Consider the following 20,807-nt stretch of genomic DNA (forward strand, 5'->3'; position numbering starts at 1 on the left):
ATCCTGTGGGCCGCTAAAAAGGATTCCTGTTCCATGCTGGTGATTTCCAACAACGTGCATCTGCCCGATGCCGAGATCGAGCTGACTGCCATTCGCGCCCAGGGCGCCGGTGGGCAGAACGTCAACAAGGTGTCCAGCGCCGTGCACTTGCGCTTCGACATTCCCGCCTCATCCCTGCCGCCCTTCTACAAGGAGCGCCTGCTGGCGCTGAGTGACAGCCGGATCACCAGCGACGGGGTGGTGATTCTCAAGGCCCAGCAATACCGCACCCAGGAGCAGAACCGCGCCGATGCGCTGTTGCGCCTGGTGGAGTTGATCCAGGGCGCCATCAAGGTGCAGAAGAAGCGCCGCCCGACCAAACCGACCCTGGGGTCGCAGAAGCGTCGCCTGGAAGGCAAGGCCAAGCGGGGCAACATCAAGGCCGGGCGCGGCAAGGTGGATTTCTAGGTCGCGCTACGGTCCTGGCGCTGTCGTGGTGCCTGGCGATACAGGTACAGGCTCAGCAACAGCCCGCTGCAAGAGGCCAGGGCGGCGAACAGGAAGATCGAGGCAAAGCCTGTGCTGGCGGCGATCGCCCCGGCCAGCGGCCCGGTGATGCCCAGCGACAGGTCGACGAACAGCGAATAGGCACCGACCGCCGCGCCTCGGCTGGAGGCGGGCACCAGGTTCACCGCCTCGACGCCCAGGGCCGGGAATACCAGGGAGAACCCGAAGCCGCTCAGCGCCGCGCCGGCCAGGGCCCAGTGGGCGTCGCTGGCCAGCCACAGCAGCAACAGTCCCAGGGTCTCCACCGACAGGCAGGCGATCGCCACGCGAAAGCCGCCGAGACGGTTGATCAGGTTGCCGAACAGCAGCCGCGCACCGATGAAGCTGGCGCCGAACAGGCTCAGGGCCAGCACTGCGTTGGACCAGTCCCGGGTGGCGTAGTAGAGGGTGATGAAGGTGGCGATGGTGCCAAAGCCGATGGAGCCCAGGGCCAGCCCGCAGCCATGGGGGAAGACCTTGCCCAGCACGTGGATGAACGGCAGGCGTTCGCCGGCGACGATGGGCGCGGCGACCTTGGGCCAGGCCAGCAGCAGGCCCAGCACGGCCAGCAGGATGATGCTCACGCCCATGCTCCACAGCCCCAGGCGGTCGACCAGCATCACGCCCAGGGGCGCGCCGATGGCCAGTGCGCCGTAGCTGGCGATGCCATTCCAGGAAATCACCTTGGCGGTATTCTGCGCGCCGACCCGGCCGATGCCCCAGCCGATGGAGCCCGAACCCACCAGGCTTTCCGCGCTGCCCAGTACCAGGCGCCCCAGCAGCAGGCTGGCCAGGCTCAGGACCGGCCATGCTTGCAGCCAGGCCGAAGCCAGCATGAACACGCCGCTCAGGCCGCAGCCCACGAGGCCGTACATCACCGCGCGCTTGCTGCCCTGGTTGTCGATGATGCGCCCGGCGTAAGGGCGGCTGAGGAGGGTGGCCAGGTATTGCACGCTGATCACCAGGCCGGCGATCACCGCGCCGAAGCCCAGGTCGCTATGGACGTAGCCGGGAAGCACCGCCAGGGGGATGCCGATATTCAGGTAGCCGATGAAGGTGAACAGGACAATGGAAACGACTTGCAGCGTGACCGCCAAGGGGCGCTGGGTATCTGGCATGGGAAGGGGTCCGCTACTGCAGCTAGATAGATAGGCTGCTCATGATACCGGTGCAAGGGCGGGTGCAGGGGAAGAAATCGATGTGCCCCATGGGCTCGGGTACAAGCTCAGGTGTCCTGGCTGCCCAGCAGGCGAGTGGTGACCAGGGCGGCGAGGGCGTTTTCCCGGGTACCGAAACGAGCCAGCAGGGCGGCTTGTTTTTCCGGGGTGAGGCGGTTCCATACCTCGATCATCTGCTGCGTGGTGCCAATCAGTGCGTTGGCCTGGGTTTCGTCGAAGGTATCGGTCATCGAGGGCTCGGGAGAGGGTTCAGGCGGTGTGGAAAGCGCTTGAGTAGCGCTTTCCACACTGTCTGGCTACAGCTTCTTCAGTCTTCGCTGTCGGCCTTGCGGCTGTCGGCGGCTTCTTTCGCAGCAGGCTGTTCGGCGCTGGTTTGCGGCGGGGTTGTCTGCTCAGTTTCGTGCAGGCTCGGGAAGGGGAGATTCGGGATCTCGTGCATATCGTTGCTCCTCGCAAAGTCTGTTTTTTAAATCGCTGGGTAGGTCCGCGCTTTTAAAAAGCCTGGGCAGGATACAGCACTGGAAATGACAAAAAGATTTTTATCGCACTTTTCAGGATGAAAGGGTGTTCATCGAGGGCCGATCGCCGACGAGGAGGCGCCAGGGCCATCCTCGTCGGCAAGCCCTTGGCTAGACGACCCGGGCGATGGCTTCGGCCAGCTGATCCAGGCGGCTGGCGTCGATCCCGGCCACGTTGGCGCGGCCCGAACTGACCATGTACACGCTGTGGTGTTCACGCAGTTCCTGGACCTGGGCGGGGCTCAGGCCGGTATAGGAGAACATCCCGCGTTGCACGCCGATATGGGCGAAGCGCTCGGCCAGGCCATAGGGTTGCAGGGCTTGCACCAGGCCGGCACGCAGTTGCGCGATGCGCAGGCGCATGGCTTCCACTTCGTCGCTCCAGAGGCTCTTGAGCTGCGCATCGCCGAGGATGGTCGCTACCACGGCGGCACCGTGGTCCGGTGGCGTGGACCACAGGTTGCGAGCGATGTGCGCCAGTTGGCTGCGCACATCCAGCAGCTTCTCGGCATCCTGGGTGCAGACGATCAGGGCGCCGGTGCGGTCGCGATACAGGCCGAAGTTCTTCGAGCAGGAACTGGTGATCAGCACTTCCGGCAGCTCGGCGGCGAACAGCCGGACGGCCCAGGCATCCTGCTCCAGGCCATCGCCGAAGCCCTGGTAGGCGAAGTCGATCAGCGGCAGCAGCTTGCGGCTGCGCACCACCTCCAGCACCCGTTGCCAGTCGGCCTGGCTCAGGTCGAAGCCGGTGGGGTTGTGGCAGCAGGCGTGCAACAGCACCACGTCGCCTTCCGGCACCTGGTTCAGGGCCGCCAGCATGGCCTCCACATCCAGGCGGTTGTCACTGCCCACGTAGGGGTAGTGGCTGACCTTGACCCCGGCCGCGGCGAAGATGGTCTCGTGGATCGGCCAGGTCGGATCGCTCAGCCACACGCCACGGCCCGGCAGGCAGTGGGCGATGAAGTCAGCGCTCAGGCGCAGGGCGCCAGTACCGCCTGGGGTCTGGGTAGCCCCGGCGCGTTGCTGGGCGATGAGCGGCGAAGCGCTGCCCAGCACCAGTTCATTGATCACCTTGCCGAAGGCCGCGTCGCCGTGGCCGCCGATGTAGATCTTGGTGTCCTGGCTCTCCACCAGGCGCTGTTCGGCCAGTTTCACCGAACGCGGGATCGGCGTCAGGCCCTGGGAGTCCTTGTAGACCCCCACGCCCAGGTCGAACTTGCGCGGGTTGGGGTCGCTGGCGTAGGCCCCCATCAGGCCGAGAATCGGGTCGCCAGGCACACGACCGATTGCGTCGAAATGCATTACTTGCGTCCTTCTGCGGTCTTGGCCACTTCGTCGGTGCGGGCGGCCATGATGAAGTCGTTGCGGTGCAGGCCCTTGATGGAGTGGCTCCACCAGGTCACGGTCACCTTGCCCCATTCGGTCAGCAGGCCCGGGTGGTGGCCTTCGGCCTCGGAGATCTCGCCCATGGCGTTGGTGAAGGCCAGGGCGAACTTGAAGTTCTTGAACAGGAAGACTTTTTCCAGCTGCATCACGCCGTCGCGAACTTCGATGTTCCAGTCAGGGATCTGCTTGATCAGCACCGGCAGTTCTTCGTCGCTGACCTGAGGGGCATCGGCGCGGCAGGCTTCGCAGTGGGCTTGGTTCAGAGCGGTCATGGTGTATTCCCGAAATCGATTCTTGTTGGGGCGGGCTGGGGAAAACTGCTGCGCTGGGCAATCTCTTCCGGGTGTCGGCGAAAAGTGTCGGTCCGAACTGGCCGGACCGCCATTTGCCACCTGTCCCAGGCGGGATTGCCTGCGCTCGTGAGATTTCGCGCAGCCCGTGGACGTTACTATCTTTCGCAGCGGCTCGCGAGTGCGGGCCGCTCAGGCCGCCTTGGGTTTTGGCGGAAACTTGGGTGCGTGCAGGCCCAGCTGCATGCCCTGGTGGACCAGGGCCATGATGTCTTCATGGGCCAGGTCGAACAGGCGCTTGAGCTCCGGCAGGACGAAGTAGATCGGCTGCAGGATGTCGATGCGATACGGCGTGCGCATGGCCTCCAGCGGATCGAAAGCCTGGTGCTCCGGTTCCCCGGACAGGCTGTAGACGGTCTCCTTGGGCGAAGACAGGATGCCGCCGCCATAGATGCGCCGGCCGGCTGGGGTCTCCACCAGGCCGAACTCGATGGTCATCCAGTACAGGCGGGCCAGGTATACCCGTTCTTCCTTGGTGGCTTGCAAGCCGAGCTTGCCGTAGGTGTGGGTGAACTCGGCGAACCAGGGGTTGGTCAGCAGCGGGCAGTGGCCGAAGATCTCGTGGAAGATGTCCGGTTCCTGCAGGTAGTCCAGTTCTTCGCGGGTACGGATGAAGGTCGCGACAGGGAAGCGCTTGCTGGCCAGCAGTTCGAAAAAGGTCTGGAAAGGAATCAGCGCCGGGACCCGGGCCACTTGCCAGCCGGTGGTTTCGCCCAGGACCTTGTTTATTTCGCCGAGTTGCGGAATGCGATCGTGGGGCAGTCCCAGCTTCTCGATGCCGTCCAGGTATTCCTGGCACGCACGGCCCTCGATCACTTTCAACTGGCGAGTGATCAGGGTGTTCCACACCGCGTGTTCTTCGGGTGGATAGTCGATAAAACCTTGCGCGTCGGGCTCGCGGGCCACGTACTGCGTCTGCTTCATGCTGCTCTCCTGCCAGGGGATGCGTTCTTGTTATGAATGACCCCAGTGATACGCCAGGGTGCGACGCTTTGCAGCAGGTGGCGGTGGTTGAAGGGGCGACTTTGAAGGGACTTGTCGTAAAGTTATCGTTACGAATATGGCCAAGGCCCTGCATTGTTGGGGATGAACCATTTGAAAATAGCGGAAGCTGTCACATAATCTTGACGATTATCTGCGGCATCCAGCAGAAACTTTGCTGGCCATGGCGCCAAAAGCGTCGCTCGTCGGCGTTTATGCCCTCCATATTTCCTTTCGGGCCTTTATTCCATGCGCATCAAGGTTCACTGCCAGAACCGTATCGGCATCCTGCGGGACATCCTCAATCTGCTGGTGGAGTACGGCATCAACGTTGCTCGGGGCGAAGTGGGCGGCGAGCATGGCAACGCCATCTATCTGCACTGCCCGAACCTGATCAACCTGCAGTTCCAGGCCCTGCGGCCCAAGTTCGAATCCATCGCCGGGGTGTTCGGGGTCAAGCGTGTCGGGCTGATGCCCAGCGAGCGCCGGCACATGGAGCTCAATGCGCTGCTGGGGGCCCTGGATTTTCCCGTACTGTCCATTGACATGGGCGGTTCCATCGTCGCTGCCAACCGCGCCGCCGCCCAGTTGCTGGGGGTGCGGGTGGACGAGGTACCGGGCATCCCGTTGTCGCGCTATGCCGAGGATTTCGACCTGCCGGAGCTGGTGCGGGCCAACAAGTCGCGGATCAACGGATTGCGGGTCAAGGTCAAGGGCGACGTATTCCTGGCGGATATCGCGCCCTTGCAGTCCGAGCATGACGACAGCGAGGCCATGGCCGGCGCGGTGCTGACCCTGCACCGCGCGGACCGGGTCGGCGAGCGCATCTACAACGTGCGCAAGCAGGAGCTGCGCGGCTTCGACAGTATCTTCCAGAGCTCCAAGGTGATGGCTGCGGTGGTGCGTGAGGCGCGGCGCATGGCGCCCCTGGACGCGCCCCTGCTGATCGAAGGGGAAACCGGTACCGGCAAGGAGCTGCTGGCCCGCGCCTGCCACCTGGCCAGCCCGCGCGGCCAGTCGCCGTTGATGGCGCTGAACTGCGCCGGGTTGCCTGAATCCATGGCCGAAACCGAACTGTTCGGTTACGGCCCCGGGGCGTTCGAAGGTGCGCGGGCGGAAGGCAAGCTGGGCCTGCTGGAGTTGACGGCGGGCGGTACCCTGTTCCTCGATGGCGTGGGGGAAATGAGCCCGCGGTTGCAGGTCAAGTTGCTGCGCTTTTTGCAGGACGGCTGTTTCCGCCGGGTCGGCAGCGACGAAGAGGTGTACCTGGATGTGCGGGTGATCTGCGCCACCCAGCTGGATCTTTCCGAGCTTTGTGCCCGTGGTGAGTTCCGCCAGGATCTCTACCATCGGCTCAATGTACTGTCCCTGCACATTCCGCCGCTGCGCGAGTGCCTGGATGGCCTCGGGCCCCTGGTGGAGCACTTTCTCGACCAGGCCAGCCGGCAGATCGGCTGCCCCTTGCCGCAGCTGGCGCCGGCGGCCATGGAGCGGCTCAGTCACTACCATTGGCCAGGCAACGTCCGGCAGTTGGAAAACGTACTGTTCCAGGCGGTGTCGTTGTGCGATGGCGGCATGGTCAAGGCCGAGCACATCCGCTTGCCGGACTATGGCGCGCGCCAGCCTCTTGGCGAGTTTTCCCTGGACGGCGGGCTGGAGCAGATCGTCGGGCGCTTCGAGAAAGCCGTGCTCGAAAGCCTTTACGCCGAATTTCCCAGCAGCCGGCAGTTGGGCAAGCGCCTGGGAGTGTCCCATACCACCATCGCCAACAAACTGCGCCAGTACGAGGTCGGCAAGGATTGCCAGGAATGAAAAAGCCCCGCTGTAGCGGGGCTTTTTCATGGGGCAGGTCGGGCTTCAGATGTGGAAGTAGCCGACGCAGGAGTCGAACGGCAGGCGCTTGAGTTCGATCTTGTTCATGTCGAACACTTCACGCAGGGCCTTGGTCTCGCCCGGGAAGTTGCGATAGGCGACTTCGTCGAGCACCACGATGGCGCCCTTGGGCATGTAGGGCAGGAAAGTTTCCAGGGCTACCTTGGTCGGTTCGTACAGGTCGGTGTCGAGGATCAGCATGGCCACCACCAGGTCTGGGCGCGACTTGACGAACTCCGGCGCGGTCTTGCAGATGTCGCCCTTGACCAGCTCGCAGCGAGGGATCCGATTGACCGGGCGCAGCAGGTCGTTGGCGTCGATCATGTCCTGGATCAGCGACTGGTCGGTGTCGGAGAACATGGTCTCGTTGATGTCGGCCGGGTCTTCATCCTTGTTGATGCTGGTGAAGCCTTCGAAAGTGTCGAAGCCGACGATGGAGCGGTTGATCGCATAGGGCTCGAGGATCATCGACAGGTGCATGTAGAGCATCAGCGAATTGCCCTTGTACACACCGCACTCGATGATCGCGCCGGGGACGTCCATGACTTTCTTGAACAGTTCCATGCGCGACAGCGCCGCAGTGACGTTGATGCGGTTGGCAAACACGAACGGCGCGTCGGCGACGTACTCGGCGTCGACCCGTTTGAGAACCCCGGCGCGGGTGGCGTTGTATTCGGCTTCGGCGGGGGTGAGGCGACGTTTGGTCATGGGTGGAATCCTTGGAAATTCGAGAAGTCGTGGGCGTGGAAATAGTCTTTGAAGCCGGAGCCGACGTCTGGGCAGGCGCTGTCGACGTTGGGGGCTCCGCGATTGTGTTTCAGGTCGTCCAGGTGCATCAGGCGGAAATCCACGCTGAAGCGCGTGCGGTCGGTGCGGTTGGCGACGGTACCGTGCAGGTGCGAGCCGGAGAAGACCAGCATCTCGCCGCAGTTGCCGGCGATGCGGATCTCCGATGAGGCGTCGATTTCGCCCAGGGGTACCGGGTGCACCCGTACCTCCTCGGTCAGGTTGTCCTTGGCCTTGTGGCGCTGGTTGCTGATCCAGTCCTTGAGGCTCCAGTCCTTTGACGTATTGGGTACCGGCTTATCGAAATAGCTCGGGTTGATCATCATGGTCTGGTCCGGGGTGATGCTGTAGACCGGCATCCAGGTGTTGATCTGGCAGTCGACGCTGCCGTACCAGCTGTCACGGTGGGGTTTGTAGGCGTAGCTGACGCCGGCGTGCAGGTAGTCGTAGTTGGGCACCACACGCAGGCGTGGCACGTCGAAGATGTATTCGCGCGGATCGATGCCGACTTCGTGGATGAAGCCGAGGATCAATTCCTTGACGCGCTGGCTATTGGTGAACTGGCCCTTGAGGCGGGTGACCCGGGTGACGAATTCTTCCACCGGCATCATGGTGTGCAGGGCTTGGTGGTTCTTCTCGCCGTCGAAGGCCGCGGTGATGTTTTCCTTGGCGAATTCGCATAGTTCCTTGGCGGTAGCCAGCTGGGTATCCAGGAAGATGTCTCCTGAATAGATGGCTTGCTTGAAGTCAGCTGTCTTGCTCAGCTGATTGAGATGCAGGTTCAAAGCGGTTCTCCTTGGCGGTCACTGGCTAGAGTGTCGGCCATCCCTGCGTAAACTGAAGTCGCGATGGCCGGACGCTATCCCTAGCAAGATCCGTTCTCAAAATCCTGCGGCCATGGAATTGTCCAAGGTGCGACCCGGCCTTGCCGGTAGCGGCATAAGTCCGCCGTTTTTTCGTCTCTGGGATTTCCCTCCGTAACCACCTGATTTGCGCCAGAGTCCCGGCCAGCATGGAGTGCGCCGCTAGAAATAAAAGTTGGTGCAGAAATTGCTTAGGCCATGCCCAGTACAGCGGCGGGCGGCAAACGTCCGGCAGATGAGGAACGACAGTGGACAAGTACCTTTATGTGGCGATGACCGGCGCCAGCCAGAACGCGCTGGCGCAAAAGGCCCATGCCAACAATTTGGCGAACATCTCCACCAACGGTTTTCAGCGTGACCTGGAACAGGCTCGCGCGATGCCGGTATTTGGTGACAGTTTTCCGGCACGGGCGTTTGCCATGAGCGAGCGTCCGGCGACGGATTTCTCCCAGGGTTCGCTGGTCGAGACCGGTCGTGACCTGGACGTGGCCGTCAGTGGCAGGGGCTGGATCGCCGTGCAGAGTCCCGACGGCAGCGAGAGCTACGTGCGTACCGGTAGCTTGAATGTCGATGCGCTGGGGGTTCTGCGTGCCGGCAACGGCATGCCGGTGATGGGTAACGGTGGTCCTATCGCCGTGCCGCCCGAGCAGAAGATCGAAGTTGGCCAGGATGGCACCATCACCATTCGCGCCATGGGCGAGGGGCCGCGAGTCATGGCCGAGGTCGACCGGATCAAGCTGGTCAATCCGGATACCCGCAACCTGGTCAAGGGCCTGGATGGCTCGATCAAGACCAAGGACGGGCAGCCAGCAGCGGCCGATGCCAACGTGCAGTTGGTCTCGGGTTTCCTCGAGTCGAGCAACGTCAATGCAGTGGAAGAAATGACCGCGGTGCTGGCCTTGTCCCGGCAGTTCGAGCTGCACGTCAAGATGATGAACAGCGCCAAAGAAGACGACCAGGCCATGGCTCGGGTCTTGCAGATCAGCTAATTACCAGTACCTAGCGCCGTAAAACAGGCGCGTGAGGAGAATCGAATGCTTCCGGCTCTATGGGTTGCCAAAACCGGTCTGTCCGCCCAGGACACCAACCTGAGTGTTATTTCCAACAACCTGGCGAACGTTTCGACCACGGGCTTCAAGCGTGACCGTGCCGAGTTCCAGGACCTTCTGTACCAAATCAAGCGCCAGCCGGGTGCCCAGTCGACCCAGGACAGCGAACTGCCCTCCGGCCTGCAGGTCGGTACCGGCGTGCGGATCGTCGGCACTCAGAAGAACTTCAGTGCCGGCAGCTTGCAGACCACCCAGCAGCCGCTGGACCTGGCGATCAACGGTCGTGGGTTCTTCCAGATCCTGCAGCCCGATGGCACTACTTCCTATACCCGTGACGGCACGTTCCACCTGAACTCCAATGGCCAGATCGTCACCGCCAATGGTTTCGCCCTGGAGCCGGCAATCGTCGTACCCGACAACGCGCAGACCTTCACTGTGGGCAACGACGGCACCGTCTCCATCACCGTGGCCGGCAACCCGGCGTCCCAGGTGATCGGCAACCTGCAGACCGCCGACTTCATCAACCCGGCAGGCCTGCAAGCGCTGGGCAATAACCTGTTCCTGGAGACCGCCGCCAGTGGTGCGCCGCAGGTTGGTACCCCGGGCCTGAACGGCTTCGGCACCACGCTGCAGAACACCCTGGAAGCGTCCAACGTCAGTACCGTGGAAGAGATGGTCAACATGATCACCACCCAGCGGGCCTACGAGATGAACTCCAAGGTGATCTCCACCGCCGACCAGATGCTGTCGTTCGTAACGCAGAAGCTGTAATCAAGTCTTGAGGCCGTCATGAGTCGATGACGTGCCGGTAACATCGTGAGGAAGGGTCATGAATCGGTTTATCTGTGTATTAGCGCTGAGTGGGAGTGCCGTGCTCGCGGGCTGTGTCGCCCCGCCACCCAAGCCCAATGACCCTTACTACGCGCCAGTGTTGCCGCGCACGCCGCTGCCTTCGGCCTCCAATAACGGTTCGATCTACCAGGCCGGCTTCGAGCAGAGCCTGTATACCGATCGCAAGGCGTTCCGGGTCGGTGACATCATCACCATCACCCTGAACGAGCGGACCGCGGCCAGTAAAGGCGCCAACTCGGCGTCGAGCAAGAACAGCAGCAACAGCATCGGCCTGACGTCGTTGTTCGGTGCTGTGCCCAACACCAACAACCCGTTCGGCGATGGCGACCTGAGCTTGAATGCCGGCTACAAGGGTGATCGCTCCACCAAGGGCGATAGCAAGGCGGCGCAAAGCAACAGCCTGACCGGTTCGATCACCGTCACCGTGGCCGACGTATTGCCCAACGGTATCCTCGCCGTGCGTGGCGAGAAGTGGATGACCCTCAATACCGGTGACGAGCTGGTGCGTATCGCCGGCCTGATCCGTGCGGACGATATCGCCACGGACAATACCGTGTCCTCGACCCGGGTGGCAGATGCGCGCATCACCTATTCGGGTACCGGGTCGTTCGCCGACGCCAACCAGCCTGGCTGGTTCGATCGTTTCTTCCTCAGCCCGCTGTTCCCTTTCTAGGCGCACTATGTTGAATTTCAAGCACCTGATGGCGGCCGCCTTGTTGCTGTCCGTGTCCCTCGGCGTCCAGGCCGAGCGGCTCAAGGACATCGCCAGTATTTCCGGCGTGCGTTCCAACCAGCTGATCGGCTATGGCCTGGTGGTGGGACTCAATGGCACGGGTGACCAGACAACCCAGACGCCGTTCACCCTGCAGACCTTCAACAACATGCTGTCGCAGTTCGGTATCAAGGTTCCGCCTGGGGCGGGCAACGTGCAGCTCAAGAACGTCGCCGCGGTATCGATCAGTGCCGACCTGCCGGCGTTCGCCAAGCCGGGCCAGCAGGTGGATGTCACGGTTTCGTCCATCGGTAACTCCAAGAGTCTGCGTGGCGGCACCTTGCTGTTGACTCCCCTCAAGGGTATCGACGGTAATGTCTACGCCATCGCCCAGGGCAACCTGGTGGTGGGTGGTTTCGATGCCGAGGGCCGGGATGGTTCGAAGATCACCGTCAACGTTCCGTCGGCGGGGCGAATCCCGGGTGGGGCCTCGGTGGAGCGCGCGGTGCCCAGTGGCTTCAACCAGGGCAACAGCCTGACCCTGAACCTCAACCGTTCGGACTTCACCACGGCCAAGCGCATCGTCGACAAGATCAACGACATGCTCGGCCCGGGCGTGGCCCAGGCCATCGATGGCGGCTCGATCCGCGTCACTGCACCGCTGGACCCGAGCCAGCGGGTGGACTACCTGTCGATCCTGGAGAACCTGGAGATCGATCCGGGCCAGGCGGTGGCCAAGGTCATCATCAACTCCCGCACCGGCACCATCGTGATCGGCCAGAACGTCAAGGTCTCGCCGGCGGCGGTGACCCACGGCAGTCTGACGGTGACCATCACCGAGGATCCGATCGTCAGCCAGCCCGGCCCCCTGTCCAGTGGGCAGACCGCCGTGGTGCCTCGCTCGCGGGTCAATGCCCAGCAGGAAGCCAAGCCGATGTTCAAGTTCGGCCCGGGCACCACCCTCGACGAGATCGTGCGGGCGGTGAACCAGGTGGGAGCAGCGCCAGGCGACCTGATGGCGATTCTCGAAGCCCTGAAACAGGCCGGCGCCTTGCAGGCCGACCTGATCGTGATTTGAGGGGTGGCCATGGATATACATAAGAGCGGTCTGGTCGCCAGCGGGGATTCCGGGGCCTATTCGGACCTCAATCGCCTGCAGCAGCTGAAGGTCGGCGATACCAACAGCGAGGCCAACGTGCGCAAGGTGGCGCAGGAGTTCGAGTCGTTGTTCCTCAACGAGATGCTCAAGTCCATGCGCAAGGCCACCGACGTGCTGGCCCAGGACAACCCGCTCAATACCCCGACCACCAAGCAGTACCAGGACATGTACGACCAGCAACTGGCGGTGTCCCTGTCCCGCGAGGGTGGTGGTATCGGCTTGGCCAACGTGCTGGTGCGCCAGATGATGCAGAACAAGCCAAGGGCGGCGCCTACCGGGCTGACCTCGGCGCCGCCGGTAGCTCCGCCAGTCGCGACGCCGACGCCGATCGCGGCCGGTACCGCGGCCCAGGATGGTCCTCTGAGCCGGCTCAATGGCCAGCGGCCGTTGTGGGCCTCCCGTACTGCCGATCCGGTGCGTACCAGCCTGGCCCATAACGACATGGCCTTGCTCAATCAGCGGCGCTTGTCGCTGCCGAGCAAGCTCACCGATCGCTTGCTGGCCGGCATCGTGCCTTCGGCGGGAGGTGTGGAAGTCACCGCACAGAACGCCGCGCCTACCCGCAATAGCGCGGCCGCCGATGCAGTGCTGCGTGGTGAGTGGCGGGTCAACCAGGGGTACGCCGCGGCCCAGGGCAAGATGCGTGTCTATGGCCGGGCCATGGCCCAGCCACCATTGGCGCCGGCCAAGCGCGCCTTCGGTTCGTCCGATGAATTCGTCGCCACCATGCTGCCCATGGCGGAGCAGGCGGCCAAGCGTATTGGTGTGGACCCACGCTACCTGGTGGCCCAGGCGGCCCTGGAAACCGGCTGGGGCAAGTCGGTCATGCGCCAGCAGGATGGTCGCAGCAGCCATAACCTGTTCGGCATCAAGGCCGGCAGCAGCTGGCAGGGCGGCCAGGCCCGGGCGATCACCAGCGAGTTCCGCAACGGCCAGATGGTCAAGGAGACGGCGGCGTTCCGTTCCTATGATTCCTACCAGGACAGCTTCCACGATCTGGTGACTTTGCTGCAGAGCAATAATCGCTATCAAGAAGTGCTGAAGGTTGCCGATAAACCAGAACAGTTTGTTCGCGAGTTGCAAAAAGCCGGGTATGCAACCGACCCGGATTACGCAAGCAAGATTTCGCAGATAGCCAAGCAGATGAAGAGTTACCAGAACTACGCTGCGGCAGGCGCTCCCACGAATTTATAAGGTCTGAATCATGAGTTTGCTCAATATCGGGATGTCCGGGCTGGCTGCCAGCCAATCGTCTTTGATGACCACGGGTAACAACATCGCCAACGCCGATACCGCCGGGTATTCGCGGCAGCAGACCGTACAGGGCACCAAGGCCTCCAGCCAGTTCGGCAACGTCTTCATCGGCACCGGCACCACCCTGGCCGATGTGCGCCGGGTGTACAACAGCTTCCTGGATGCCCAGCTGCGTACCGCGACTTCGCTCAACAGCGACGTGGCGGCCTACCAGCAGCAGATCACGCCGATCGACAAGCTGCTCTCCGAGGCCGGTACCGGCATGACTGGCGCCCTGACCAAGTTCTTCGCCTCGGTGCAGAACCTCAACGCCAAGCCTACCGACGAAGCCTCCCGGCAGTTGCTGCTCAGCGATGCCCAGGCCCTGAGCAATCGCTTCAACTCGGTTTCCAATCAGCTCAACGAGCAGAACAAAACCATCAACGGCAACCTGTCGACCATGGCCGATCAGGTGAACAAGCTGGCCACCACCGTGGCCCAGCTCAACCAGAAGATCTCCGAGCTGTCGAACGACGGCAAGGGCATGCCCAACGAGCTGCTCGACGCCCGTAACGAAACCGTGCGCCAGCTTTCGCAGTTCATCAAGGTCGACGTATCCGAGCGTGGCTCCAGCGTCGATCTGTACCTGGGCAGCGGTCAGCCGTTGGTGATGGGCAACAGCGCCAACTCCCTGGAAGTGGTGCAGGGCAAGAACGACCCGACCCGCTCCATGCTGCAGATCAATCGCGGTAGCAGCACCGTGGACATCACCAATCTCACCACCGGTGGCGAGATCGGCGGCCTGCTGCGTTATCGCAGCGAGGTGCTGGACCCGGCGATGAATGAACTGGGGCGTGTGGCCCTGGTGGTCGCCGACCAGATGAACAGCCAGATGGCCCAGGGCATCGACAAGAACGGTGATTTCGGCGGCAATCTGTTCAATGACATCAACAGCGCTCGCCTGATCAGTCAGCGCAGCATCGCCAGCGGCGGTAACAACACGGCGTCGGGCAACTTCGATGTCACCATCAAGGACTCCGGCAAGCTGACCACCAGCGACTACACGGTGACCTTCAGCAGCCCGACGGACTACAGCGTCAAGCGTTCCGATGGCACCGACCTGGGCTCCTTCAGCATCACCACCAACCCGCCGCCGGTCATCGATGGCTTCGCGTTGAAGCTCAATGGCAGCGCTGCCGTGGGCGACAGTTTCAAGATCACCCCGACCCGCAATGGTGCGAGCGCGATCCAGACCGAGATGACCGACGCCAAGCGCCTGGCGATCGCCGCACCGCTCAAGGCCGAGATCGCTGCCGGGGTCAAGAGCTCGCTGAGCATCGGCTCGCAACCATCGCTGGTAACGCCGATCGACAATTACGATGCGGCCGCCAAGCTGGAGCTGCAGACTGCGCTGAAGAACTCCGGCCCGGTGAAGGTGGTGTTCAACGCACCTGCCGGTGGCAGCCAGACTTATGACTACTTCGATGCCAAGGGCACGAAGATGGGCAGCGGCACCATCGTTCCCGGGCAGACCAACACCCTCAACCTGAACATCAAGATGGTCGATGCCAGCGGCGCACCGATCCTCGATGGCGCCGGTGTGCAGAAAACCTTCGCGGTGAAGATGGACGTGGCAGGTGCGCCGAACTCCGGCGACAGCATGAACATCTCGGTCAACGGCGCCGGCTCTTCGGACAACCGCAACGGCCTGGCGCTGGCTGGCCTGCAGAGCAAGCAGACCGTCGATACCGGTTCGGCGAGCAAGGGCATCACCTTGGTGGATGCCTACGGCAAGCTGATCGAGAACGTCGGCGCCAAGGCCAGCCAGGCCAAGCTCGATTCGGCCGCCAACGGGGTGATCCTGAGCAACGCCAAGGGCGCGCGTGATTCGCTGTCGGGGGTCAACCTGGACGACGAGACCGGCAACCTGGTCAAGTACCAGCAGTACTACACCGCGTCTTCGCAGATCATCAAGGCCGCACAAACCATCTTCAGCACGCTGATCAGCAGCCTTTAAGGAGCCGTAGCCCATGCGTATTTCCACTTCTCAGTTCTTCGAGACTTCGGCTGCCAACTACCAGCGCAACTTCTCCAATGCGATCAAGAGCAGTGAAGAGGCCAGCAGCCTGGTGCGGATCAATACCGCGGCCGACGATCCGGTAGGCGCGGCGCGCTTGTTGCAGCTCGGCCAGCAGGCCTCGCTGCTCGACCAGTACAAGACCAATACCACTTCGATCAAGGCCTCCCTGGGGCAGGCCGAATCGGTGATGACCAGCATCAACAACGTCCTGACCCGCGCCAAGGAACTGGCCGCTGGTGCCGGTAACGCCGGTTACACCGACAAGGACCGCCAGGCCAATGCTTCGGAGCTGGGACAGATCGAAGAACAATTGCTCAGCCTGATGAATACCCAGGATGAAAACGGCAAGTACATTTTCGGTGGTTCCAAGGATGACGTACCGCCGTTCAGCCGCAACTCCGACGGTACCTACAGCTACAACGGCGACCAGAGTAGCCTGAAGCTGCCAGTGGGCGACACCATGCTGATGGCCGCCAACAGCACCGGTTGGGATGTGTTCCAGAAGGCGCCGAACACCAGTCGTACCCAGGTCACCACCCAGACCGCGCCGGTCCCGGACAGCGGCAAGGTGTTCCTGTCCAACGGGCAGATGTCCAACGCCGGCAAGTACAACACCGATTTCCGCAAGGGCGAGCCCTACAGCGTGTCGTTCGTCAGTGGCACCCAGCTGAAGATCACCGATGCCGCTGGCAACGACGTGACGTCCGAGGCCAGCCAAGGTGGTGTGATCGGTAATACGCCAAACCAGACCGTGAGCTTCCGTGGTGTCGACTTGAGTCTGAATGTCAATCTCAAGGCCGGTGACAATGCCGCTGCACTACTGCCGCAGTATTCGTTCAGCCTGGGTTCCAAGCCGGATACCTTCAACGTCGCGCGCAGCCCGGGCAACCCCAGCACCGCCCAGGTCTCCAGCGCCAGCGTGACCAACCAGGCGGACTATAACTCGACCTTCCCCAGTGGCTCGGCAGTGCTGAAGTTCACCAGCGCCACCAATTTCGACCTGTATGCCGCGCCGCTGACCGCCGACAGCAAGCCGGTATCCTCCGGTACCCTGGCAGGCAACGTGGCCACTGCGGCGGGTGTGAGCTTCAACCTGAGCGGTACCCCGGCGGCCAACGACCAGTTCAGCGTCGCGGTCAACACCCACGAGACCCAGAACATCCTGGATACCGTGAGCCAGTTGAAAAGCGCCCTGAACACTCCGACCGACGGCAATACCGTAGCGACCCAGAAACAACTGGCCGACCTGGCTTCGGGCATGGCCAACCTGGCCAGTGGTACCGATCAGCTGACGATCGGCATCAGTTCGGTAGGTGGTCGTGGCTCGGCCCTGGATACCCAGATCGAGATCAACACCAACCTGGCGGCGGCCAACGTCACCACCCGTTCGGCGATCGCCGATTCCGATCCGGCCGAGGTGATGACCCGCCTGACCCTGCAGCAGACCATGTTGCAGGCCTCGCAACTGGCCTTCAGCAAGATCAGCCAGCTCGGCCTGTTCAACCAGGGCTGAGCCTGGTCCGTGGCGCCCTGAGCGGGGCGCCACGACCGTCGAGCCGCCAACCGTCTTTCTACAAGCGGTTCTGCAGTCCCGGCCCTGCTGCCGGGGCTCGCCGCTCGAGAGTTTCATGCCGTGAACCAAGCCCCTCTAGTCAGCATCGTCATTCCCGCCTTCAACCCGCGTTTTTTTGCCCAGGCCCTGGAAAGCGCCCTGGCGCAGACCTATCAACCGCTGGAAATCGTCGTGTGCGACGACAGTGCCGGTGATGAGATCGAGCGTATCGTCCAAGGTCTGGTCGAGCCGGCCCATCCTGTGCGCTATTTGCGTAATCCGCGGCGCCTGGGGTTACAGCGCAACATCCTGCGGTGCGTGGAAGAGGCCCGGGGGGAGCTGCTCAAGATCCTCTGCGACGACGATCGTCTGTTTGCTCCGAGCATTGCCTTGCAAGCCCCGGCCCTGGCTCAGCACCCGGAGGTCAGCCTGGTGTGCGGGCTGCGGATATTCAGTGATGCGGGGAGTTCGGCCCTGCCATCGCGGGTGGAAAACAGTTGTTTTTCCCTCTGCGACTCGCTGTTCAAGGGCGACGACATGCTGGCGATCCTCGAGGCTTGGCAGAGTAGCTACCTGGGTAATTTCAGCTCGTCGCTGATGCGTCGTGCCGATGTGCTGGAGCTGCTGCCGGAGTTGATCCAGGAGGGCGCCGGTTTTGTCGCACTGCTGGACACGGCCTTGTTCATCTGCCTGTTGCGGCGCGGCAACCTGGTGGCGCTCAATACCGTCTTGAGCAGCGAGCGGCTCTACCCTGGCCGCCTCAGTGGCACTCCGGAGATGCTCAAGCTGGCCGCTACCGAATGGGGCTGGCTGAAGCAAATGCTGGCTGCGCGGGCCGGTGAGTCGGCACCGGCTTCCGGTTGGGTGCGTTATGTGGACCTGGTTCGGGCCAGTGTGCAGCCGCGCCAGTGGCAAGAATTGTGCGTGACCCGGGTGCTGGGCAACCGCGAGACCGTGATCCATGGGCGAGTCGGTGGTGCGAGCCAGAGCTACGAGGAGTTCTACCGCGAGTGGCTGGCCAACCGCTGTTTGTCGAAACCGGAGCGGCGACACCTGTCGCAGCGTATCGATAGCTGGCCACGCCAGGTGCGCATCGTGCCGGTGGTCATCGATGTCGAGGGTTGCGCTGCGGCGCTCGAGCGTACCCTGGAGAGCCTGGATGCCCAGCTGTATCCATCCCAGGCGGTGCTCTTGCTGTCCGAGGCCGATTGTCCGCAGCGGCCATGGCTACTCCAGCAACCCCTGCGTAGCGATTGGGCCCGGCAGCTCAATGAACTGGTGCCGCAATTGGAAGGTTGTGACTGGTTCTATTTGCTGCAAGCCGGTGATCGCCTGTCGGCCTCGGCGTTGCTGGTGCTGGCCGAGCGCATTGCCCATACCCCGGCAATGCTTTGCGCCTACAGCGACGAGGGGGCCCTGGTGGAAGGGGAGTCCACCGAGCCGGTATTCAAGCCTGATTTCAACCTCGACCTCATGCGTTCCTACCCTTATGTCGGGCGTGCCCTGGCTTTCTCCCGTGAGCGTTTCCTCGCCGAGGGTGGGTTCGATCCGCTTCGCGACGAGCTGGCTGCCCACGATCTGCTCTGGCGCCTGGTGGAAGCCGCGGGTCCGCAGGCCATCGAGCATATCGCCGAGATCCAGCTGGAGTCGGAGTTTTCCTTTGCCCAATGGTTGTCGCGGCCGCAGGTGATCGAGGCCAGCGAGGGGCTGGTGAGCGCCCACTTGCAGCGCATCGGCGTGGAGCACCGGATCTACCACGATGATCTGCCATTGCTCAATCGCATTGATTACCTGCACGGCAAGCGACCGCTGGTGTCGATCATCGTTACCTGTGGTGATTCCCTGGTTGCCTTGCAGCGTTGCGTCGAAAGCCTGATCGAGCAAACGGCCTACAACCACTACGAGATCCTGCTGGTGGACTCCGGTAGCCGTGATCCGGCCATGGCCGACTGGCTGGCGGCCATGGCGCAGTTGGGTGCTTCCTTGCTGCGTGTATTGCCCTACGACGGCCCCGCCGGGCAGGTTGCGTTGATCAATGCTGTCGCGGCCCAGGCCCGCGGCGAGTACCTGCTGTTGCTCAGCCATGATGCGCGGATCTGTACCGGCGACTGGCTGGACGAGTTGCTCAACCAGGCCCAGCGTCCGGAAGTAGGAGTGGTGGGTGCGCGGATCCTGGCGGAAGATGGCTCCATCCTGCATGCCGGGCAGGTGCTGGGGCTGGCGGGCCCGGTGGGCTCGCCCTTCGTCGGGGAAGCCCTCGGTGCCCGTGGCTACATGCAGCGTTTGCAGGTGGTGCAGAACTGGAGCGCCGTCAGTGCCGATTGCCTGATGGTGCGCAAGGAGGTCTTCGACAACCTTGGCGGTTTGGATCAGGAGGGCTTCAGCGGTGCTCTGGGTGCTGCCGACCTGTGCTTGCGAGTCGAGCGCAATGGCTACCTGGTGGTCTGGACTCCCCATGCCACCTTGATGCAAGGGGCCGCCTCGGAGGCCGAGAGGTCTGTGGCGCAACAGGTGCAATTGGTCGACCAGGAGATTTTCCACAGTCGCTGGTTGCCGAAGATCGCTCGTGATCCGGCCTACAACCCGGCCCTGAGCCTGGGGTTCTCCAGCTTCAGCCTGGAGCCGACGTTGCGCAACAACTGGAACCCGTTCAGCAGTCGTGATCTGCCCCTGATCCTCGGATTGCCGGTCAACAGCACTGCAGCCGGACACTATCGGGTCACTGGGCCGCTCAGCGCCCTGGAAGAATCAGGCCGAGTGATCGCCCGGGTGTCCTACGAGTCGCCCTCGACGGTCGAGATCGAGCGCCTGTCTCCCGATACCATCGTGCTCCAGGGCCGCTACAGCGAGGGTGCGGTCAGTGACATTTTGCGCATGAAGAAGTACTCCAGCGCGCTGCGAATCTATGAGCTTGACGACTATGTGATCAGCGCGCCGAAGAAAAACAGCCACACCCGCAACAAGCCTGCCAATACCGAGCAGATGGTGCGTGACGGCATCGCCTTGTGCGATCGGGTGGTGGTGACCACCCAGCCCCTGGCCGACGCGTTGTCCAGCATGCACAGCGATATCCGGGTAGTGCCCAACATGCTCGCGCCGGACCCCTGGGCGACCCTGACCAGTCTCCGGGCTACCTCCAGCAAGCCGCGGGTGGGCTGGGGCGGTGGCACCAGCCATACCGGCGACCTGGAAATCATCGCCGATGTAGTGCGTGAGTTGGCCAACGACGTGGAGTGGGTGTTCTTCGGGATGTGCCCTGATGAACTGCGTCCGTATGTGCATGAGTTCTATCCAGCGATCAACTTGCAGAACTATCCGTACAAGCTGGCCAGCCTGAACCTGGACTTGGCCCTGGCGCCCCTGGAGTTCCATATCTTCAACGACTGCAAGAGCAACCTGCGGCTCTTGGAGTACGGTGCTTGCGGCTACCCGGTGATCTGCACCGACACCGAGGCCTATCGCGGTTTCCTGCCATGCACCAGGGTCTACAGCAACAGCACCGAAGAGTGGTTGCAGGCGATTCGCATGCACCTGGCCGATCCGGCTGCCAGCTATCGCATGGGCGATGAGCTGCGCGAGGCGGTGCATCGCGATTTCATGCTGCGCAGTGACAACCTGCAGCACTGGCTGTGGGGGTGGCTGCCGGACTGATCCGCCAGTCGAAGAAACCAGGCCAGGTCGGCCTGGTTTTTTTTCGCCCGGGTTTTTTCC

At 62.7% G+C, this 20,807-nt stretch carries 18 protein-coding genes; 10 read left to right on the forward strand and 8 right to left on the reverse strand.

The window, feature by feature from the left end:
- Positions 1-33: 33 nt before the first annotated feature.
- The gene (gene arfB, locus GDH07_RS06390; protein WP_022643002.1) at positions 34-447 is read left to right on the forward strand and encodes an alternative ribosome rescue aminoacyl-tRNA hydrolase ArfB; all 414 of its coding nucleotides are present in this window, start codon (positions 34-36) and stop codon (positions 445-447) included.
- Here arfB and GDH07_RS06395 read toward each other — a convergent pair.
- The 6 genes from GDH07_RS06395 to phhA all read right to left on the reverse strand — a co-directional run bounded on the left by GDH07_RS06395 (position 444) and on the right by phhA (position 4,881).
- A complete protein-coding gene (locus tag GDH07_RS06395; RefSeq protein ID WP_085595927.1) occupies positions 444-1,643 on the reverse strand; it encodes an MFS transporter in 1,200 nt (399 codons plus the stop codon). The genes arfB and GDH07_RS06395 overlap by 4 nt on opposite strands.
- 107 nt (positions 1,644-1,750) lie before the next feature.
- Entirely contained in the window at positions 1,751-1,933 is a 183-nt protein-coding gene (locus GDH07_RS06400) for a hypothetical protein (protein ID WP_022643004.1), read from the reverse strand.
- 77 nt (positions 1,934-2,010) lie between these two features.
- Complete coding sequence (locus GDH07_RS32665; RefSeq protein ID WP_022643005.1) at positions 2,011-2,142, reverse strand: hypothetical protein; 132 nt, start codon at positions 2,140-2,142, stop codon at positions 2,011-2,013.
- 190 nt (positions 2,143-2,332) lie between these two features.
- Positions 2,333-3,523: an amino acid aminotransferase gene (locus tag GDH07_RS06405; RefSeq protein ID WP_022643006.1), complete on the reverse strand. Its 1,191-nt coding sequence runs from the start codon at positions 3,521-3,523 to the stop codon at positions 2,333-2,335.
- Entirely contained in the window at positions 3,523-3,879 is a 357-nt protein-coding gene (locus GDH07_RS06410) for a 4a-hydroxytetrahydrobiopterin dehydratase (protein WP_007930096.1), read from the reverse strand. The genes GDH07_RS06405 and GDH07_RS06410 overlap by 1 nt, the downstream gene beginning before the upstream one ends.
- A 210-nt stretch (positions 3,880-4,089) precedes the next feature.
- Positions 4,090-4,881 (reverse strand): phenylalanine 4-monooxygenase, encoded by a 792-nt coding sequence (phhA, locus tag GDH07_RS06415; RefSeq protein WP_022643007.1) that lies wholly within the window; start codon positions 4,879-4,881, stop codon positions 4,090-4,092.
- Positions 4,882-5,187: 306 nt separating this feature from the next.
- On the opposite strand from phhA, the gene GDH07_RS06420 reads away from it, so the two are divergent.
- The gene (locus GDH07_RS06420; protein ID WP_152896945.1) at positions 5,188-6,750 is read left to right on the forward strand and encodes a sigma-54-dependent transcriptional regulator; all 1,563 of its coding nucleotides are present in this window, start codon (positions 5,188-5,190) and stop codon (positions 6,748-6,750) included.
- A gap of 45 nt (positions 6,751-6,795) precedes the next feature.
- On the opposite strand, the gene GDH07_RS06425 is transcribed toward GDH07_RS06420, so the two are convergent.
- Positions 6,796-7,518, reverse strand: coding sequence for a TylF/MycF/NovP-related O-methyltransferase (locus GDH07_RS06425; protein ID WP_103324857.1), 723 nt, complete (start codon positions 7,516-7,518; stop codon positions 6,796-6,798).
- Positions 7,515-8,381, reverse strand: a complete 867-nt coding sequence (locus GDH07_RS06430; RefSeq protein WP_152896946.1) for a phytanoyl-CoA dioxygenase family protein — start codon at positions 8,379-8,381, stop codon at positions 7,515-7,517. Before GDH07_RS06430 ends, GDH07_RS06425 begins: the two co-directional genes overlap by 4 nt.
- 326 nt (positions 8,382-8,707) lie before the next feature.
- Between GDH07_RS06430 and GDH07_RS06435 the strand changes: the two genes are divergently transcribed.
- The 8 genes from GDH07_RS06435 to GDH07_RS06470 all read left to right on the forward strand — a co-directional run bounded on the left by GDH07_RS06435 (position 8,708) and on the right by GDH07_RS06470 (position 20,747).
- Positions 8,708-9,448 (forward strand): flagellar basal body rod protein FlgF, encoded by a 741-nt coding sequence (locus GDH07_RS06435; protein ID WP_343038178.1) that lies wholly within the window; start codon positions 8,708-8,710, stop codon positions 9,446-9,448.
- A 45-nt stretch (positions 9,449-9,493) separates the two neighbouring features.
- Positions 9,494-10,279 (forward strand): flagellar basal-body rod protein FlgG, encoded by a 786-nt coding sequence (gene flgG / locus GDH07_RS06440; protein WP_152896947.1) that lies wholly within the window; start codon positions 9,494-9,496, stop codon positions 10,277-10,279.
- Positions 10,280-10,337: 58 nt separating this feature from the next.
- Positions 10,338-11,033, forward strand: coding sequence for a flagellar basal body L-ring protein FlgH (gene flgH, locus GDH07_RS06445; protein ID WP_152896948.1), 696 nt, complete (start codon positions 10,338-10,340; stop codon positions 11,031-11,033).
- Positions 11,034-11,040: 7 nt separating this feature from the next.
- On the forward strand, positions 11,041-12,150 hold the full coding sequence (locus GDH07_RS06450) for a flagellar basal body P-ring protein FlgI (RefSeq protein ID WP_152896949.1): 1,110 nt from the start codon (positions 11,041-11,043) through the stop codon (positions 12,148-12,150).
- A gap of 9 nt (positions 12,151-12,159) precedes the next feature.
- Positions 12,160-13,425: a flagellar assembly peptidoglycan hydrolase FlgJ gene (gene flgJ, locus GDH07_RS06455; RefSeq protein ID WP_152896950.1), complete on the forward strand. Its 1,266-nt coding sequence runs from the start codon at positions 12,160-12,162 to the stop codon at positions 13,423-13,425.
- Positions 13,426-13,435: 10 nt separating this feature from the next.
- Positions 13,436-15,481, forward strand: a complete 2,046-nt coding sequence (gene flgK / locus GDH07_RS06460; RefSeq protein WP_152896951.1) for a flagellar hook-associated protein FlgK — start codon at positions 13,436-13,438, stop codon at positions 15,479-15,481.
- A 13-nt stretch (positions 15,482-15,494) separates the two neighbouring features.
- Complete coding sequence (locus tag GDH07_RS06465) at positions 15,495-17,057, forward strand: flagellar hook-associated protein 3 (RefSeq protein ID WP_152896952.1); 1,563 nt, start codon at positions 15,495-15,497, stop codon at positions 17,055-17,057.
- Positions 17,058-17,177: 120 nt separating this feature from the next.
- The gene (locus tag GDH07_RS06470; RefSeq protein WP_343038179.1) at positions 17,178-20,747 is read left to right on the forward strand and encodes a glycosyltransferase; all 3,570 of its coding nucleotides are present in this window, start codon (positions 17,178-17,180) and stop codon (positions 20,745-20,747) included.
- The last annotated feature ends 60 nt before the right edge of the window (positions 20,748-20,807 follow it).

The sequence above is a fragment of the Pseudomonas piscis genome (assembly GCF_009380155.1).
GTDB classification, from domain to species: domain Bacteria; phylum Pseudomonadota; class Gammaproteobacteria; order Pseudomonadales; family Pseudomonadaceae; genus Aquipseudomonas; species Aquipseudomonas piscis.

Excerpts from the sequence above, each read along its gene's own strand:
- arfB (WP_022643002.1), top strand. The coding sequence starts at position 34 with ATGCTGGTGATTTCCAACAACGTGCATCTGCCCGATGCCGAGATCGAG.
- GDH07_RS06395 (WP_085595927.1), bottom strand. The coding sequence starts at position 1,643 with ATGCCAGATACCCAGCGCCCCTTGGCGGTCACGCTGCAAGTCGTTTCC.
- GDH07_RS06400 (WP_022643004.1), bottom strand. The coding sequence starts at position 1,933 with ATGACCGATACCTTCGACGAAACCCAGGCCAACGCACTGATTGGCACC.
- GDH07_RS32665 (WP_022643005.1), bottom strand. The coding sequence starts at position 2,142 with ATGCACGAGATCCCGAATCTCCCCTTCCCGAGCCTGCACGAAACTGAG.
- GDH07_RS06405 (WP_022643006.1), bottom strand. The coding sequence starts at position 3,523 with ATGCATTTCGACGCAATCGGTCGTGTGCCTGGCGACCCGATTCTCGGC.
- GDH07_RS06410 (WP_007930096.1), bottom strand. The coding sequence starts at position 3,879 with ATGACCGCTCTGAACCAAGCCCACTGCGAAGCCTGCCGCGCCGATGCC.
- phhA (WP_022643007.1), bottom strand. The coding sequence starts at position 4,881 with ATGAAGCAGACGCAGTACGTGGCCCGCGAGCCCGACGCGCAAGGTTTT.
- GDH07_RS06420 (WP_152896945.1), top strand. The coding sequence starts at position 5,188 with ATGCGCATCAAGGTTCACTGCCAGAACCGTATCGGCATCCTGCGGGAC.
- GDH07_RS06425 (WP_103324857.1), bottom strand. The coding sequence starts at position 7,518 with ATGACCAAACGTCGCCTCACCCCCGCCGAAGCCGAATACAACGCCACC.
- flgG (WP_152896947.1), top strand. The coding sequence starts at position 9,494 with ATGCTTCCGGCTCTATGGGTTGCCAAAACCGGTCTGTCCGCCCAGGAC.
- flgH (WP_152896948.1), top strand. The coding sequence starts at position 10,338 with ATGAATCGGTTTATCTGTGTATTAGCGCTGAGTGGGAGTGCCGTGCTC.
- GDH07_RS06450 (WP_152896949.1), top strand. The coding sequence starts at position 11,041 with ATGTTGAATTTCAAGCACCTGATGGCGGCCGCCTTGTTGCTGTCCGTG.
- flgJ (WP_152896950.1), top strand. The coding sequence starts at position 12,160 with ATGGATATACATAAGAGCGGTCTGGTCGCCAGCGGGGATTCCGGGGCC.
- flgK (WP_152896951.1), top strand. The coding sequence starts at position 13,436 with ATGAGTTTGCTCAATATCGGGATGTCCGGGCTGGCTGCCAGCCAATCG.
- GDH07_RS06465 (WP_152896952.1), top strand. The coding sequence starts at position 15,495 with ATGCGTATTTCCACTTCTCAGTTCTTCGAGACTTCGGCTGCCAACTAC.